Below are 17320 nucleotides of genomic sequence, written 5' to 3' on the forward strand. Positions count from 1 at the left end.
TCTGCCTGGCGCGACGCCGTACCAACGTCCTTTACGCCCTCATCCGTGACAACCGCACCTGGCAACCCGAATCACCCCCGATCACCAAGTCGGCGGCTTGACATCTTCATTGAGAGTCCTTTCCCGTTGTGTCGTCGCTGCCACCATGCCGGGCGGCGTTGCGCTGCGTCCAATACCGATCCGCTCACGATCGATAAGCTCCAATTATCGACCCCGGCGGTCCCGGGCGCTGACCTGCGGCGATAAACGTCGTGAATGGCCGGATAGCGCGTTCGACTTGGACACCTGACGGTCGGCGGGGTCATTGTGATGGCTGGGCAGTACCCACACCCGCACGGCAGGAGTCGCCACATGTCCGCAACCTCGGCATCCGCCGGCCCGGCGCCGGAATCCGCACGGCTGATCGACGGCTTCCATCTGGTGGTGCAGGCGCTGCGGGCCAACGATGTCGCGACCATCTACGGCATCGTCGGCATTCCGATCACCGACCTGGCCCGGGCCGCGCAGGCGTCGGGCATCCGCTACCTCGGCTTTCGGCAGGAGGCCTCGGCCGGCAACGCGGCGGCGGCCGCGGGCTTCCTCACCCGTCGTCCCGGCGTGTGCCTGACCACGTCGGGACCCGGCTTCCTCAACGCCCTGCCCGCGCTGGCGAACGCCACGACGAACTGCTTCCCGATGATCCAGATCTCCGGCTCGAGCGATCGGGCGCTGGTCGATCTGCGCCGCGGCGATTACCAGGACCTCGACCAGCTGGACGCCGCAAGGCCTTTCGCGAAGGCGGCGTACCGCATCAACCGGGTCGACGACATCGGCCGCGGCGTCGCGCGCGCCGTGCGGACGGCGGTCTCCGGCCGCCCCGGCGGTGTCTACCTGGACATCCCCGGCGACGTCCTGGGCCAGGCCATGGACGCTTCGGCCGCCGCCGGCACGCTGTGGCGGGTCGTCGACCCCGCCCCCCGCCAGCTGCCCGCGCCCGAGGCGGTCGATCGCGCGCTGGACGTTCTGGCCGACGCCCGGCGGCCGTTGATCGTGCTGGGCAAGGGCGCGGCATACGCCCAGGCCGACAACGAGATTCGGCGATTCGTCGAGTCAACCGGGATTCCGTTCCTGCCGATGTCGATGGCCAAGGGGCTGCTACCGGACGCGCACCCGCAGTCCGTCGCGGCCGCGCGCTCGCTGGCCATCGGGCGCGCCGACGCGGTGCTGTTGGTCGGCGCCCGGCTGAATTGGCTTCTGGGACACGGGGAATCGCCGCAATGGTCGGCCGGTGTGAAGTTCGTCCAGGTCGACATCGAGCCGTCGGAGTTCGACAGCAACCAGCAGATCACCGCGCCGCTGGCCGGCGACATCGGCTCGGTGATGTCCGCGCTGTGCGACGCGCTGGCCGCCCGGCCGATCACCGTACCGGCGCGGTGGACCGAGGAACTGGCCGAGCGCCGGGCCCACAACGACGCCAAGATGCGCGAGCGCCTCGCCGAGGACCCACACCCGATGCGGTTCTACAACGCCCTGGGCGCGATTCGCGCTGTGCTGCAAGACAACCGCGACGTCTACGTGGTCAACGAGGGAGCCAACGCGCTCGATCTGGCCCGCAATGTCGTCGACATGGAACTGCCTCGGCACCGGCTCGACACCGGAACCTGGGGCGTGATGGGCATCGGCATGGGCTTCGCCATCGGAGCCGCGGTCGAGACCGGTCGGCCGGTGGTCGCGATCGAGGGCGACAGCGCGTTCGGCTTCAGCGGGATGGAGATCGAGACCATCTGCCGCTACCGCCTGCCGGTGACCGTCATCATCCTCAACAACGGCGGTGTCTACCGCGGCGACGAGGCCCCGCACGGGGATGACCCGGCGCCCACCGTGCTCAGCGCCCGGGCCCGCCACGAGCTGATCGCGGAGGCGTTCGGCGGCAAGGGATATCACGTCAGCACGGCGGCCGAACTGCGGGCGGCGCTGACGGAGGCGATCGGCTCCCGCGGGCCGTCGCTGATCGACTGCGAGCTCGATCCGACCGCCGGGGTGGAAAGCGGCCACCTGGCCAACCGGAACCCGGCCAGCGCGGCGTCGCCGGCCACGGTCAGCGCCGGCGCGTGACGCCCAGCAGCTGCGCGTCGAAGAAGTCGTTCAGCTGCAGCCGGCCGGCGGACGCGGCCAGCGCTCGCGCGATCGGTGAGCCGGGGCCGTGCGACTTGGTGGCCAGCACCACGTCGGCGGTGAGCACCGGATCGACCAACTCCACCGCCCGGATGCCGGCGCCCAGCGGCGATGCCCACAGCCAGGTGTGCGGCACGATGGACGCCCAACTACCCGCCGACGCCTGCGCGAACAGCGAAGCCACGGAGTCGGTTTCGACCTGCGGGTGCAGCGTGATGCCGTGGTCGGCGAACGCCCGGTCGATGATCTGGCGGTCCCGCATGTCCGGGGTGAGCAGGGCCAGCGGCAACTGCGCGGCCTGCACCCAGGTCAAGGTGGCGGCGCCGGATGCCAGCAGGTCCGCCGGTGCCAGCAACACATAACGCTCCCGGTAGAGCGGCACCAGGTTCACGTCGGGGATGTCGTCGGGCGCGGTGTGGGCGATGGCGGCGTCGAGTTCGAACTCGCGCAACCGCCGGTACAGCTCGCCGGCCGAGAGCCGGGACAGGATCTGCACCTTGACCAACGGGTGCGCGGCGCAGAACGCGGACAGCAGCAGGGACGCGGTGGTGGACGCGGTCGGCACGGTGCCCAGCCGAAGCGTCCCGGTGACCCCCGACCGCACGGCGTCGACCTCGGCCTTGAACGCGTCGTGCTCGGCGAGAATCCGCCTGGCCCACACCACCAATCGCTCACCCTCGGGGGTGAGGCCCTCGAAACTGTGCCCACGATTGATCAGCGTGACGTTCAGCTCCTTTTCCAGCTTGGCGATCGCGGCGGACAGCGCCGGCTGGGACACGAAGCACTTCTCGGCGGCCCGGGCGAAGTGCCGCTCGGAGGCCACCGCCACGAAGTACTCCAGCTGACGGAACAGCACCCGCACTCCTGTCGTGGTCGGGCTCGGCCTTGCGATCTCGCCGAGGCTAACCCGCGGCTACCCGCCGAGCCAATCCAGCGTCTGCGCGGTGTCGCGCACCGCCACCCCGATGGCCCGGCATTCCTGGGCGCCGCGGTGGTACAAACCCGAGATGGCGTCGGCCACCAGCACGATGCGAAAGTCGCGTTCGGACGCCTCGTAGATCGACGTGCGGGGACAGTTGGGGAAGTTGCAGCCCGCGAAAACCACTGTGTCCGTGCCGCTTTCGCGCAGATGCTGCTCGAGCTTGGTGCCGTAGAAGGCTCCCCAGCGCGGCTTGTACATCACGTGCTCGGCCGGCCCGATCTGCTGGAAGCCACCGGAGAGCAGCAATTGGTGGTCCAGCTCAACGGCTTTCGGCAACAGCTCGGGCGCGATCTGTGAACCGGGGCTGCCCGGCACCGCGACGCGGGCGCCGTCCTCGATAAAGCGGCGCCGCACCGGATCGGCGTTCGACCCGTCGGCCCGGTACAGGCGCACCACGTGCACGATCGGCAGCTCGCGGCGCCGGAAGGCGCGGGCCAGCTCGGCCATCGCGCCGAGGGCCGCACTCGTTCCCTCGACTCGCATCGGGGCGTCGTCGGCATAGAAATCGCGTTGCACGTCGATCAGCACCAGCGCCGCCGAGTCCGCGCAGGGACGCGTGTAGTGATCCTCACCAGCCATGCCCACTCCTCGCCGCGATTGCACCCAACCGATGATCGGAACGCGACCGCGCCGACCGAACCGAACTGTCAATGTTTGCTGAAACCGATGGTCGGCGGACAACAAGTAGAATATCGGTGTGTTGATCGCACCATCTCGAAGGGTGGACGCTATGCGTCGAGCGGGTCGTTATCTATTTGTTATGGTCGCGATCACGGTCATGGCCCTGGTAGCGCCGGTCGGCCGCGGCGGCGCTTCGGTGCCGTTGCCGCAGCCCGTCCCCGGCGTCGCCTCGATTTTGCCCGCCAACGGGGCCGTGGTGGGTGTGGCCCACCCGATCGTCGTGACGTTCACCGCACCGGCGGCCGACCGGGCCGCCGTCGAGCGGTCGATTCACGTGGTGTCGCCGGCCGGTGTCCGCGGGCATTTCGAGTGGGCCGACGACAACACGGTCGTCCGGTTCGTCCCGAACCGGTATTGGCCCGCGCACGGCCACGTTTCGGTCGGCGTGCAGGCGCTGACCACCGGTTTCGACACCGGCGACGTGCTGCTGGGCGTTGCCAGCATCTCCAAACACACCTTCACCGTGAGCCGCAACGGCGAGGTGCTGCGCACCATGCCGGCGTCGATGGGCAAACCCAGTCGGCCCACCCCGATCGGTAACTTCACCGCGCTGGAAAAGCAGCGTTCGGTGGTGATGGACTCGCGCACCATCGGCATCCCGCTCAGCTCGCCGGAGGGCTACAAGATCACCGCCCAGTACGCGGTTCGGGTCACCTGGAGCGGGGTGTACGTGCATTCGGCGCCGTGGTCGGTCGACTCGCAGGGCTACGCGAACGTCAGCCATGGATGCATCAACCTGAGCCCCGACAACGCCGCGTGGTACTTCAACGAGGTCAACGTCGGCGACCCCATCCAGGTCGTGGCCTGACCGGCGACCGGCCATCGTCAGATGGCAACGGCCGCTGCCGGTTTCGGCTCCGCCGACGCACAGCATCCGTTGCCGTCACCGAAACACATTGGCCCCGGCGGTCTTTCGCGGCTAGCCGGGCAGCCCGGTCCTGATCGCGGCGTCCTGCTTGCGGGCGATGTCGACCGCGACGGCCGGGTCGATCGGGTCGTTGGGCGCGCTGTCGAATTCCAGGGTGACCAGGGCCCTGCCCTCGGTGAACAACAGCACCGTCATCGCCTGGGTGTTGTCCGAGGAGCCGCCCGAAATCGTTGTCCCGTTGGCACCGACGGCAACCGGGCGCCAGTCGCCGTTCACCTTGCCGGCGTAGCTGCTCTTGGTGGCGGCCAGTTCGGCGGTGGCGGCCGGGGCGTCGGCGGCGATCACGATGGTGTCCCACAGCCGCCGGCTGCTGTCGGCGTTGGCGAAAAGCTGCGCGGCCCCTGGGGCGTTGTTGGGGTTGAGCATCGGTGACTGGGGAGCGCTCAGACCTCCGCCGACGTCGCTCGGCTTGATCAGCAGGTAGCCGTAGTCGCTGGGTTGTCCCGGCGGCGGGCCGGTGACGGCGCCCGAACTGCTCGACGGCGTGGGCGAACCGGAGCCCGGCGACGAGCCCTTGCCGCCGCCTCCGCAACCGGCGGCCGCGATGACGACGGCAGCGCAGCCGGCGATGCCGATCCGAGCGGCCTGCACGCAGCTTCCTTCCCCCAACGAGGTTCACCACCGCCCCGGCGCCGCCGGCGAAACGCCGGTGGGCATCGGGCAGCTGTTATGAACATATGCCCAATTCTCGGCCGGTGGGTAGTGCCGCCGCGCGCCTATGCTGGCGGGGGCGGGCATCCGACGGGGAGGGGAACGGCATGACGGCTGCAGCGGCGCGCGCGGTTCGGTTCGACCGGTACGGCGGACGCGAGGTGTTGTACGTCGCCGACATCGAGATGCCCGCGCCCGGGCCGGGCGAGGTGGTCGTCGAGGTGCGCGCCGCCGGGATCAATCCCGGGGAGGCCGCCATCCGGGTCGGGGCGTTGCACGAGAGGTTCCCGGCCACCTTCCCCTCCGGTGAGGGCAGCGACCTGGCCGGCGTGGTCACCGCGGTGGGGCCGGGGGTGACCGAATTCGCGGTCGGCGACGAAGTTTTGGGGTTCAGTCTGCGCCGGTCCAGCCATGCCACCCACACCGCCGTCCCGGTGGGGCAGTTGATCCGCAAGCCGCCCGAACTGAGTTGGGAGGTGGCGGGTTCGCTGTATGTGGTGGGTGTGACGGCCTACGCCGCGGTGCGTGCGGTGGCGCCGCAACCGGGTGAGACGGTCGCGGTGTCGGCGGCCGCGGGCGGGGTGGGCAGCCTGGTCACGCAGCTGCTGGTGCTGCGCAAGGCGCGGGTGCTCGGCATCGCCGGCCCGGGCAACGCGGACTGGCTGCGCGCGCACGGTGTCGTCCCGATCGCCTACGGGGACGGTCTGGCCGATCGGCTGCGCGAGGCGGCGCCGGACGGAATCGACGCGTTCATCGACCTTTTCGGCCCGCAGTACGTGCAGCTCGCCGTGGACCTCGGTGTGCCACCGGAGCGGATCGACACGATCATCTCCTTCGAGAAGGCCGCGGAAGTGGGCGCCAAGACCGAAGGCAGCGCCGAGGCGTCGACCCCGGAAGTGCTGGCCGAGATGGCCGATCTGATCGTCTCCGGCGCCCTCGAGTTCGACGTCGCCGCGACCTATCCGCTGGATCGGGTCGCCGACGCGTTCGCCGAACTCGAGCAGCGGCACACCCACGGGAAAATCGTTCTGCTGCCTACTGATTCACAGTGATTCACAGTGAGGCGGCAGGTCCGACCACGCCGGCCTGCACGAGCTTGATGATGACGAACACCACGGCCACCACCAGGTAGCCCCGCAGGGTGAACAGCCCCGCCCGGCGCATCGGCGACATCGCCGGCCGGTCGAGCAGGGCCAGGCTGGGGGTTTGCCAGTTCTCCCGGTCCTGCCGCCGCACGGCCCGCCGCTCGGCGCGGGTCAGCGACGACGCGTCGTCGAGCTCGTCGACCTGCTCGGGATCCAGGCCGCCGCCCAGCGTACGCACGATGGCCTCGGCCTCGGCGAGGTCGCGCTGGCGCCGGCCCACGACGATCATCACCGCACCGGCGACGACGCCGAGCACGGCACCGGCCGCCAGCCCGGCTTCGATGGTGCCGGTGGACAGATCGGGGAAGAACGTGGTCGCCGTCAGCGCCAGCGACAACAGCACCAGGCACCACACGATGGTCCACGCGGCGATGTTCTGCCGCACCGTGTTCACCCACGGCCCCAGCACCGCCCGGTCGTTGCACAGCAACACCAGGAAGACGGTCGCCGAGGGCAGCAGCACGCCGGCCAGCGCCTGCACGCCCTGGGTCACCAGGCCCAGGATGTGGTCCGGGCTGAAGGAGACCGCGGCCGACACCGCGAGCAGCACCGCGTAGCCGCCGTAGAACAGCGGCGCCTCGGTGATCTTCCAGTGCAACGAGTGCCGCTTGCCCATGGCGTCACCGACCGCGTAGGAGGTCGCGAGCCCGACGGCGTTGGCGCCGATCAGCGAGGCGTCCAGCAGGATGATCGCGAACAACACCCCGACCGTGCGGCCCAGGTGCGCCGACAGCCCGGCGGCCACCGCCCCGGCGTCGGTGAAGTGGCCGGCAGCGGCGGTCCCGGCCAATCCGAACGCCGTCACCGCCATCAGCGCCGTCGCCCCGACCATGACCACCACGATCCCGATCACCAAATCGGCTCGCCCGTACGGGATCCAGCGCGCGGTGATGCGCTTGTCGACCACGTTGGACTGCTGGAAGAACAGCTGCCACGGCGCGACGGTGGTGCCCACGATCGCGACCACCAGCAGCAGCACGGTCGAGTTGAGCCCGCCCGGGAACTGCGGGATCAACCCGGCCACAGTCGCTTTCGGGGCCGGATGCACCAACAGGACCATCGGGAAGATCAGCACGTTCACCGCGATCAGCAGGAACATCAACCGCTCCCAGCGGCGGAACGAGCCGCCGGCCACGACGGCGAACAGCAGCGCCGCGGCGGCCGGGACGGCGACGATCTTCGGGCAACCCAGGAAGCCGAGAGCCAGTGCCACACCGATGAATTCGGTGACGATCGTCAGCGCGTTGAGGATCAGCAGATCACCGACGCTGAAGGCGCCCCAGAACCTGCCGAACCGCTCGAAGATCAACCGCGCGTGCCCCACCCGGGCGACCGCGCCCAGCCGCAGCACCATTTCCTGGTTCACGTAGAGCACCGGGATCAGCAAGACCAGCGTCCACAGCAGGCCCATGCCGTAGTTCTGGCCGGCCTGCGCGTAGGTCGCGACCCCGCCGGCGTCGTTGTCGCCGACCATCACGATCAGTCCGGGACCGGTGATGACCGCCAACGTCCGCAGCCGGCGCCAGCGCCCTCCCGCGGCCCCGTCGGCGCCGCCGCCGTCGCGCCGGATGCGGCCGAACGCGCCGACGATGTCGCCGACGTGGGCGGCGTCGGACACCGCCGAACTCTGCACGGCAGCGCCCGGGGTGCGCCGGCCGCGGGTGTGCATCGAAGTCATCGGAAGCCTCGCTCTCTCGGACGTGTCCTCACTCGGGGTGAGGCGGACGCGGGCACGGCATGCCGCGTGCCCGCGGCGACGGACCGGCGCTAGCGCCCCCGCCGCCGCGGGCATCGGCAACCGGTCACCGGTGCCGGTCGGCGGAACCCGACGGGTGCCCGCCCAGCGACGCGGTGATCACCGCGATCGGCATCCGCGAGACATACAGGTTGGCCCGCTCCTGCGGCGTCATGGCGGTCCGCTGGTGAAACTTGTTGGCCAGCAACCGGCCCGCGCGCAGCATCGACCATCCACGCCGACGAGAAACAATCGGAAAACGGTGCGTCACAACAAAAGCCATGATCTTCTCCTGCCGGAGGCCCGACCGACAGCGACGCGTCAGCCGCGCGACCAGCAGTGAAGGTCAGGCGGTGGACATGACGCCGGAGCCGGATCGGGACGAAACGGATTTCGGATAGGGACTATCGCCGGGACTCATCTCGCCCTCACCTCCTCACGGCCAAGACACACGCGGGTGCCACCACATCCACCTGAACGAAAGAGGATTCGATGACCGGCCCGGAGAACGCCGCCGGTCGCACCCCTCTCGTCGGAGCTTCGGCACTGCACGGCGTATCCGGGGGTCCGGAAGCCACTTGGGCTCAACCCTTGGGTCCGGGAAGAGCTGTCCTGACCCGGGGCGTCTCTCGACGTTCGGGGTCAGTGGCCTGTATCCATGCAGACGCCTCACCTACCGAGGTGCTTGCGGAAACCATAGTGACACCGCGGCCGCGAGCTCGTCAAACCGCTTAACGGATCCCTGACGGCCACCGGCGGCGCCCAGCCCGCACTCAGACTCCGCGCCTAGGCTCGTGCACCATGACCACAACGTTGCAGGATCCCCGGGTCGCATCGGCGCTCGACCGCATGTATTCCGAGTCGAAGAACCAGATGTCGTTGTTGCGCGAGCGGCGCGGCACATTCGATCAGCCGATGACGGCGCAGCAGCGGGCCGACGCGATGAGCGAGTTCTACATCCCGGTGACGCCGGAAGCGGGCCGGCTGCTGTATTCGCTGGTGCGCGCCACCCGCCCGGCCACCGTCGTCGAGTTCGGGATGTCGTTCGGCATCTCCGCCGTGCACCTGGCCGCCGCGGTCCGCGACAACGGCAGCGGCCGGGTGGTGACCACCGAGCTGAGCGAGACCAAGATCGCCGCGGCCAAGAAGACGTTCGCCGAGACCGGACTGGACGACGTGATCACGATCCTTCAGGGTGACGCGCTGACCACGCTGGCGGATCTGCCGGGCCCGGTGGACTTCGTGCTGCTCGACGGCTGGAAGGACCTGTATCTGCCGGTGCTTGAGCTGCTCGAACCGCGGCTGTCCCCAGGGGTTTTGGTGGTCGCCGACAACACCAGCGCGGCCGACACCCAGCCCTACCTCGACCGGGTGCGCAACCCCGACAACGGCTACGTCAGCTTCAACTTCCAGGTCCGCGACAGCGACAGCATGGAAATCAGCTGCCGCACAAGCGGTTAGGGCCTCACCTCAGCGACTCCTCCAGCCACGGTGTCAACCACTTCACCCCTTCCGGGGTGAGGTGCACACCGTCGCTGCGTACCTTGATGCCGTCCACCTTGGCGGTGTAAACCCCGTCCGGGCACAGCTTCTTGTTCAGGTCGAGGATCGCCACGTTGGGATGGTGCGCGACGGTCTTACGCAGCATGGTGTTCCACAGGTTGACCCGATCCGGCTGGTCCTCGGGATACAAACGGCCGTCCGGTTTTTCGCCGCCGCGGCTGTACGGCACGGTGGCCACCACCACCCGGACGCCGGTGGAGCCGACGATGTTCAGCGCCCGCTCCAGCTCACCGTTGAGGTACGCGTCGAAGGTGGGGTCGCCGATGTGGGTCCATTGGCCCTCGTTGACCCGGTCCACCGTTTCCCAGCGGCCGATGATCAGCAGCGCGACGTCGGGCTGGTCCTGGCTGACCTGCCTCGACCAGCGGATGGGCCAGCCGTCGCATTCCGGCCGCTGCTCCAGCGTTTCGCCGATGTACCGGTACGGGGTGCCGCGCACCAGGCTGCATCCGATGACGGTGTGGTCGAGGAAGGCGAACCCCGGCGTCGGCGGCAGGTAATGCATCCACGTCCACCCGATCGAATCGCCGAACACCGAGACGGTGAACGGGCGATTGGGATCTCGCGGCCGGCTATTTCCGGGCGGCGACGGCGACACCGCCGCGACCGCCGAGACGCCGGGCGGCAGCCCCGCCTCACGCAGGCCCGGCCCGGTGCCCACCGGCACCACCAGCAGCGTGACCGCGGCGGCGCTGGCCACCGTCGCCGCGGCCAGCGGCAACAGCGGCACCCGCGCCGGGCGCCAGCGCCGGATGGGCTGCTCGAGTAGCCACCACGACGCGGCGGCCACCGCCACCGTCGCCGCGCACCGCGCGGCGAACAGCGGCATACCGGCCCACCCGGTGCGTTCCCCGTTGAGCGCCAAGAAGATTGGCCAGTGCCACAGGTAGACGCCGTAGGAGATGGTGCCCAACCAGACCAGCGGCGGCAGCGCCAGCACCCGCGCCACCACGCCGCGCTGCTCCACCGCGACGGGGGCGATCACCGCCACGGCCGCGATCGCGACGCCGATCAGCAAGCCGTGCCGGAATTCGCCGCTGGCGCCGCTGGCGCAGTGGGTCGCCGCCGCCAGCCCGGCCAATCCCAGCACCGGCAGGATCCGGGCGACGCGGCGCGCCCACCGGGTGCGCAGCATGCACCAGCCGCGGTTCATCGACGGCCAGTCGGACACCAGCAGCGCCGCCGCGGCCGCGCCGACCAGCAAAGCCTGCGCCCGGGTGTCGGTGCCGAAGTAGATGCGGTCGCGGGTGCCGTCGGTGGCCATCGCGATGGCCACCGCCGCGGACGCCAGCGCGCCCACGGTGGCGATGACGAACGCGCTGAACCGCACCCCGCCGACGGTGGCGCGGGTGCAGCGGCGCCGGGCGCGCGCGGCCAGCGCCAGCGCGACCGCGATGAGCAGCAGCGGCCAGACGAAGTAGTACTGCTCCTCCACCCCGAGCGACCAGGTGTGCTGCAGCGGCGACGGCGGCGCGCCCTGGGTGAAGTAGTCCGTTTTCTGGGCGACGAACCGCCAGTTCGCCATCCACAGGAACGCCGCGATCGCGTCGTCGCGCAGCCCGGTGAGCGAGCGTTCGGGCAGCAGCTGGCGGGCGGCGGCCACGGTGAGCACCATCAGCACCAGCGCCGGAAGCAGCCGTCGGGCGCGCCGGATCCAGAATCCGGTCAGCTCGATACGCCCGGTGCGGCCCAGCTCGTCGAGCAGCAGCGAGGTGATCAGGAACCCGCTGAGCACGAAAAAGACGTCGACGCCGATGAATCCGCCGCTGACGCCGGGGATGCCGCCGTGGCCGATGAGCACCAGTGCCACCGCGATGGCGCGCAGCCCGTCCAGCGCCGGGATTCCGCTGCGCCGTTCCGGTCGGTCCCAGATCGCCAGCCGCCCCACCCGGCGCACCGGGGCGACCCACCGGGGCCGAGTACCACGAGCCGGCGCGGGGTGAGACCCGCCCGGCTCGGTGTCTGCTGTCAGCGCGCCGTGACTACCATCTCGCCCGGCGCCATGGTTGATGCCGATACGTCGCTGCCCCTCCTGTTGATCGCAGCCAGCTTAAGGGTGGGTATGCGCGATCGCGTGGAAGGACACGCACCGGATTTGCGCTGTGCGGGGCCTGATTTGGGCGTGACGGGAGCTACCGGTCGGCCTGGGCCGGCGCGTAGCCGAGGATGCTTTTGACTTCCAGGTACTCGTGGAAGCCGAAGTCGCTCCATTCGCGGCCGTTGCCGCTGCGTTTGTAGCCGCCGAACGGCGCGTTCAGGTCGAAGGCGTGGTTGATGGTCACCCATCCGGCCCGGATCTTGCCGGCCACCTCGCGCGCCGTGTCCAGGTCGGCGCCCGAAACGTAGCCGGCCAGGCCGTAATCGGTGTCGTTGGCGAGCCGGACGGCGTGGTCGAGGTCGTCGTAGCCAAGAATGCACAGCACCGGACCGAAGATCTCCTCGCGGGCGATCGTCATGTCGTTGGTGACGTCGGCGAAGACGGTCGGCTTGACGTAGTAGCCCCGGTCGAGCCCCGCCGGCCGGCCCGGGCCGCCGGCCACCACCGTCGCGCCCTCGTCGATGCCCTGCTGGATCAGCCGCTGCACCTTCTCGAACTGCGCGCGCGACGCCACCGGACCGATCGCCGTCGCGTCGTCGGGGTCGCCCACCTGCACCTGTTCGGCGACCTCACGGGCGATGGAGATGGCCTCGGCCATCCGGGACGCGGGCACCAGCATGCGCGACGGGGCGTTACAGCTCTGCCCCGAATTGGGCATCATGTTGGCCACCCCGGCCCGGACCGCGTCGGCGAAGCCGCCGTCGTCCAGGACGATGTTGGGGCTTTTTCCGCCGAGTTCCTGGGTGACGCGCTTGACCGTCGGGGCGGCGTTGCGGGCCACCTCGACCCCGGCGCGGGTGGACCCGGTGAACGACACCAGGTCGATGTCGGGATGGCTCGCCAGGGCCGCGCCCACGCCCGGCCCGTCGCCGTTGACCAGGTTGAACACCCCGGCCGGCACCCCCGCGGCGGCCAGGATCTCGGCGAAGATGTACGACGAGAACGGCGCCACCTCGGACGGTTTCAGCACCACGGTGCAGCCGGTGGCCAGCGCCGGGTAGACCTTCACCGCGACCTGGTTGATCGGCCAGTTCCACGGGGTGATCAGGCCGCAGACGCCGATGGGTTCCCTGGCGATCAGCGTCGCCCCGCGTTGCTCGGTGAACGCGAAGTTCTTCAACACCTCGATGGCCGTGGTCAGGTGGCCGATGCCGAGAAAGACCTGCGGGCCGGCCGCCAGCGCGGGCGGCGCGCCGATCTCCTCGGTGACCGCCGCGGCGAGATCGTCGGCGCGCTTCTGGTATTCGGCGAGGATGGCCTGCAACAGGTCCAGCCGGTCTTCGCGGCTGCTCTGCGACCAGCGGCCGAAGGCCCGACGCGCGGCGCCGACCGCGACGTCGACGTCGGCCGCCGACCCCAGCGAGATCTTGCCGCACACCTGTTCGGTCGCCGGGTTTTCCACGTCGAACGTGTTGGGCCGCACCGGGTCGACCCATTGTCCGTCGATGTAGAACTTCAGGTATTCGCGCATCAGATCATCCTTCTCTTACTGGGTGCCCTCGGCATACCAGGTGCGGAATTCGTCGTACTTGGGCATCTCCTCGGAATTGGCCTTCGGATCGATGCAGACGTGCACGACGGCGGGCTTGCCGCTGGCGTAGGACCGCTGGATCGCCGGGCCGATCTCGCCCTCCTTCTCCACGTACTCGCCGTGGCAGCCGAAGCCCTCGGCGACCTTGTCCAGCCGCACGTCCTTGCTCCAGTGCACGCCGGGCTGCGGCGACGGCTGAGAGAAGGTGCGCTTGTAGACGCCCACCTCGAGGCCCCACTGGTGGTCGACGCCCACCACGCAGACCAGTGGAAGTCCTTGCCGCGCAGCGGTTTCCAGCTCGGCGATGTGGAAGAGGAAGGCCGAGTCGCTGGTCAACAGCATCACCGGCCGCTTGCCGCCCTCGGCGATGGACGCCCCGACCGCATACGGCAGGCCGGTGCCCAGGTGGCCGAAGTTCTGGTTCCAGATGACGTCGCGCGGCTTGGCCTGCGAGTAGGTCCAGCCGAAGATGACGGTGGCGCCGCCGTCGCGCACCATGATGCCGTCGTCGGGAAAGGCCCGGGTGGCCTCGACGACGAACCGGGCCGGGTGGATCGGGGTGCGGCCCGTCGGCGCGTTCTCGGCGAGCTGCGCCAGCTCCGCCGCGTCCTGCTCGATCCAGCGGTCCAGATCCGGCGAGGGCTTTCGCGGGGTGTCCCGCAGCGTCGCCACCAGCTGCGGCAGCACCCCGCGCAGATCACCGACCAGCGGCACGTCGATGGGACGGTTGACGCCGATGGCGGCCGGATCCTGTTCCACCAGAATCCATTTGCGTGTGGCGTCGTTCTGCGCCCAGTGCCGGGTGCGGCCGTAGTGGCTCGGTTCGCCGAGCTCGGTGCCCAACGCCAGGCACAGGTCGGAGGTCACCACCGCCTCCACGGCGGCCGGGGAGAACCCGTAGGCGAAGGTGCGGTCCTGCAGACCGTCGATGAAGGAGGTGCCGCCGGAGGTCTGGATTACCGGGCAGGCCATCAGCTCGGCCAGCTCCCGGACCGCGGCGCCGGTGCGTGAGGTGTGCACCCCGTGCCCGACCAGCAGGATCGGGCTCTCGGCGGCGCGGATCAGCCGCACCGCCTCGGCCACCTCGCGCTCACCGGCGGTCTGGTTGACCAGCCGGTACCGGTGCGGCGGCAGCGGGTCGGGCACGTCGAGCTCGGAGAGGATCACGTGGGAGGGGTATTCGATGTAGGCCGGGCCGGGCGTGCCGGACATGGCCCGGCGCAGCGCCTCGTGGATGATCTCGTCGGTCTGGTCGGCGTATTCGATGGACGCGCTGTATTTGACCGACGGCGCGAAAAGCGGCTCCTGGCGCACGAATTGGATGCGCCCCCGGCGCACCCGGCGTTCGGTGACGCGGGCCCGCTGGCCGCCGAGAAAGATCACCGGCGAGTTTTCCACCAGCGCGCACTGGATGGCCCCGGCGATGTTGGCCATGCCCGGGCCGAGCGTCCCGATGCACAGGCCGGGCTTGCCGGTCATCCGCGACGCCGCCTCGGCCATGAATCCCGCGCTCAGCTCGTGGTGCGGCGAGACCACCGACCAGCCCCGGGATTCGGCCTCTAAGAACATGTGCACGAAGTTGGGGTCCGGGATGCCGAACAGGGTATTCACCCCCTCGGCCTGGAAGAGATCGAGGATCCGCTGATAAACCGGCACACCCATTTACAGTTCCTTTCCCTCGCGAGCGCCGATTTCGGCGAGCACTTCGTCGGTGTGGGCGCCCAGCTCGGGCGCCGGCCCGGCCACCCGGCCCGGGGTCTGCGAGAACCAGGTCGGCACGCCGGGGAAGCGCACCGGGCCATGCGGCGTGTCGACGGTCTGGAACATCCCGACGGCGTTGAGGTGCGGGTCGTCGAACAGCGCGCCGGGCGAATTCAGCGGCGCGGCAGGTATTTCCAGCTCGCCGAGCAGCGCCAGCCACTCGGCGGTGGACCGCTCTTTCATGGTCTCGGCCACCAGCCCGTAGACGGTGTCGATCTGCGCGGCGCGCTGTTCCAGCGTCGCATACAGCTCGCTGGCCCACGGCGGCCGCACGGCGTTCATGAAGGCGTTCCAGTGCTTGTCGTTGTAGATCAGCGCGGCGATGTAGCCGTCGCTGGTGCGGTACGGGCGGCGGTTCGGCGCCACCGTGCGCGGATACACCGCGGGCCCCAGCGGCGGGTCGAACAGGGCGCCGTTGGCGTGCTCGACGAGCATGAACGAGGCCATGGTCTCGAACATGGCGACCTCCACCTCCTGGCCCTGCCCGGTGCGCTCGCGGTGGAACAACGCCATCGTCGTCGCGTAAAGCGCTGTGAGGCCGGCGATCTTGTCCGCCATGATGGTGCCCACGTAGTCGGCCTGGCCGGTCAACTGCTGCTGCACCGCCGGCAGGCCGCATTCGGCCTGGATGGTGTCGTCGTAGGCGGGGCGGTCGCGGTCGGGTCCGCGCCGGCCGTACCCGTAGCAGTTGGTGTAGACGACGGCGGGGTTGATCGCGGCGACGTCGTCGTAGCCGAAGCCGAGCCTGGCGATCGCCTTGGCGCGCATCGAGTGGATGAACACGTCGGCGGTCTCGACGAGGCCGCGCAGCGCGCGTGCCCCGGCGTCGGTCTGCAGGTCCAGCACCACGCTGCGCTTGCCCCGGTTGACGTTGACGAACACCCCGCTCATGCCCGGCGCCGGCCCCACCGAGATGTAGCGGGTGTTATCCCCTTGCGGCGGTTCGACTTTGATCACGTCGGCGCCCATGTCGGCCATGATCTGCGTGCAGTACGGTCCCATCACCATCGCGGTCAGGTCGATCACCCGCACACCGGCCATCGGGCCGCTGGGGCTAGCCATGCCGCGCCCGCTGGCGTGCGGCCTCGCCGAGCGTGGGGGTTATGCACGAAAAGCCTTGCGATGGCGTGCACAGGGCCCACGCTCGGCGCGCCCGACCGTTAGCCATGCAGCGCCCCCTGCTCGTTGGCGCGCTGCGCCAGCTCGAAGCTGTAGCGGATGTGCTCGGCGTGCCCGTCGGGGACCACCGGAAAGATCAGCGGCGCCTCGACGTAGCGGATCGCGTCCAGGTGCTCGCCGACGTCCTCGACCGTCCACCCGGGCCGGCACACGCCGGGGCTTTCCGCGATGACCGCCCGGGCCACCCGGCCCGCCAGCGCGATGAACAGTTCGCCACTGACCGAACAGGATTCGTGCGCCAGCCAGCCCACCACGGGCGCGACGAGCTCGGCGCCCATCGGCGGGTAGGCGGAGGTGTCGATGCCGTCGGCCATCCGGGTCAGCGCGGCCGGCACGATCACATTGCACCGCACCCCCTCGGCGGCGCCCTCCAGCGCGGCGACGTTGGACAGGCCGATCACGCCGGCCTTGGCGGCCGCGTAGTTGGCCACGCCCTGGTTGCCGTACAACCCGCCGATCGACGAGGTCAGCACGATGCGGCCGTAGCCCGCCCGGCACATCACCGGGAACGCGGGACGCAGCACGTGGAACGCGCCGCGCAGATGCACGTCGAGCACGGCGTCGAAGTCCTCGTAGCTCATCTGTTTGAGCGAGGCGCGACGGACGTTGCCGGCGTTGTGCACCAACACGTCGAGGCGGCCGTAGTGTGCCAGCGCCGTCTCGATGATCGCCCGTCCGCCTTCCGGCGTCGCGACCGATTCGGTGCACGCCACCGCGTCTCCGCCGGCCGCGGTGATCTCGTCGACCACCTGCGCGGCGGGACCGGTGTCGACCCCCGCGCCGTCCAGGGCTCCGCCGACGTCGTTGACCACCACCTTGGCGCCGCGCGCGGCGAGCAGGTGAGCGTAGGCGCGGCCCAGCCCGCGGCCGGCTCCGGTCACCACGGCCACGCGGTCGTCGAATCGCAGTGGG

Annotated in this window: 14 protein-coding genes and 1 riboswitch; of the genes, 4 read left to right on the top strand and 10 right to left on the bottom strand. The window is 70.0% G+C overall.

Features of this window, described 5'->3' with window-relative positions; translation table 11 throughout:
* The first annotated feature begins 351 nt into the window (after nucleotides 1–351).
* Nucleotides 352–2094 (top strand): oxalyl-CoA decarboxylase, encoded by a 1743-nt coding sequence (gene oxc, locus H7I87_RS14085; protein WP_033712313.1) that lies wholly within the window; start codon nucleotides 352–354, stop codon nucleotides 2092–2094.
* Here the strand turns inward: oxc and H7I87_RS14090 are convergent.
* Nucleotides 2078–3010, bottom strand: coding sequence for a LysR family transcriptional regulator (locus tag H7I87_RS14090; RefSeq protein ID WP_031343555.1), 933 nt, complete (start codon nucleotides 3008–3010; stop codon nucleotides 2078–2080). The genes oxc and H7I87_RS14090 overlap by 17 nt on opposite strands.
* Before the next feature lie 57 nt (nucleotides 3011–3067).
* Nucleotides 3068–3820 carry a cysteine hydrolase family protein gene (locus H7I87_RS14095; protein WP_019732011.1) on the bottom strand — a complete coding sequence of 251 codons (753 nt, stop codon included), beginning with the start codon at nucleotides 3818–3820 and terminating at the stop codon, nucleotides 3068–3070.
* Nucleotides 3821–3866: 46 nt separating this feature from the next.
* On the opposite strand from H7I87_RS14095, the gene H7I87_RS14100 reads away from it, so the two are divergent.
* Nucleotides 3867–4625, top strand: coding sequence for a L,D-transpeptidase (locus H7I87_RS14100; RefSeq protein ID WP_023863149.1), 759 nt, complete (start codon nucleotides 3867–3869; stop codon nucleotides 4623–4625).
* A gap of 111 nt (nucleotides 4626–4736) precedes the next feature.
* On the opposite strand, the gene H7I87_RS14105 is transcribed toward H7I87_RS14100, so the two are convergent.
* Nucleotides 4737–5336: a hypothetical protein gene (locus H7I87_RS14105; RefSeq protein WP_009979835.1), complete on the bottom strand. Its 600-nt coding sequence runs from the start codon at nucleotides 5334–5336 to the stop codon at nucleotides 4737–4739.
* Nucleotides 5337–5503: 167 nt separating this feature from the next.
* Here H7I87_RS14105 and H7I87_RS14110 point away from each other — a divergent pair, with 167 nt between their 5' ends.
* Nucleotides 5504–6448 (top strand): NADP-dependent oxidoreductase, encoded by a 945-nt coding sequence (locus H7I87_RS14110; RefSeq protein ID WP_031343557.1) that lies wholly within the window; start codon nucleotides 5504–5506, stop codon nucleotides 6446–6448.
* Nucleotide 6449: 1 nt separating this feature from the next.
* On the opposite strand, the gene H7I87_RS14115 is transcribed toward H7I87_RS14110, so the two are convergent.
* Nucleotides 6450–8219 carry an NRAMP family divalent metal transporter gene (locus tag H7I87_RS14115; protein ID WP_033717519.1) on the bottom strand — a complete coding sequence of 590 codons (1770 nt, stop codon included), beginning with the start codon at nucleotides 8217–8219 and terminating at the stop codon, nucleotides 6450–6452.
* Between the two features lie 124 nt (nucleotides 8220–8343).
* Nucleotides 8344–8502 carry a hypothetical protein gene (locus tag H7I87_RS14120; RefSeq protein WP_165928394.1) on the bottom strand — a complete coding sequence of 53 codons (159 nt, stop codon included), beginning with the start codon at nucleotides 8500–8502 and terminating at the stop codon, nucleotides 8344–8346.
* 291 nt (nucleotides 8503–8793) lie between these two features.
* Nucleotides 8794–8964, bottom strand: a riboswitch (M-box (ykoK) riboswitch).
* Between the two features lie 113 nt (nucleotides 8965–9077).
* On the opposite strand from H7I87_RS14120, the gene H7I87_RS14125 reads away from it, so the two are divergent.
* Nucleotides 9078–9737, top strand: a complete 660-nt coding sequence (locus H7I87_RS14125) for an O-methyltransferase (protein WP_003874257.1) — start codon at nucleotides 9078–9080, stop codon at nucleotides 9735–9737.
* Nucleotides 9738–9741: 4 nt separating this feature from the next.
* Here H7I87_RS14125 and H7I87_RS14130 read toward each other — a convergent pair whose 3' ends face one another.
* From H7I87_RS14130 to H7I87_RS14150, 5 genes are all read right to left on the bottom strand, one after another.
* A complete protein-coding gene (locus H7I87_RS14130) occupies nucleotides 9742–11736 on the bottom strand; it encodes an acyltransferase family protein (RefSeq protein WP_033717517.1) in 1995 nt (664 codons plus the stop codon).
* A 235-nt stretch (nucleotides 11737–11971) separates the two neighbouring features.
* Nucleotides 11972–13408 (bottom strand): aldehyde dehydrogenase family protein, encoded by a 1437-nt coding sequence (locus H7I87_RS14135; protein WP_023870644.1) that lies wholly within the window; start codon nucleotides 13406–13408, stop codon nucleotides 11972–11974.
* A gap of 15 nt (nucleotides 13409–13423) precedes the next feature.
* Complete coding sequence (locus tag H7I87_RS14140; RefSeq protein ID WP_033721289.1) at nucleotides 13424–15130, bottom strand: thiamine pyrophosphate-binding protein; 1707 nt, start codon at nucleotides 15128–15130, stop codon at nucleotides 13424–13426.
* Nucleotides 15131–16270: a CaiB/BaiF CoA transferase family protein gene (locus H7I87_RS14145; protein ID WP_033721291.1), complete on the bottom strand. Its 1140-nt coding sequence runs from the start codon at nucleotides 16268–16270 to the stop codon at nucleotides 15131–15133.
* A gap of 119 nt (nucleotides 16271–16389) precedes the next feature.
* Entirely contained in the window at nucleotides 16390–17298 is a 909-nt protein-coding gene (locus H7I87_RS14150; RefSeq protein ID WP_031343564.1) for an SDR family NAD(P)-dependent oxidoreductase, read from the bottom strand.
* Between the last annotated feature and the right edge of the window lie 22 nt (nucleotides 17299–17320).

The organism is Mycobacterium timonense, from assembly GCF_025821985.1.
GTDB lineage: Bacteria > Actinomycetota > Actinomycetes > Mycobacteriales > Mycobacteriaceae > Mycobacterium > Mycobacterium avium.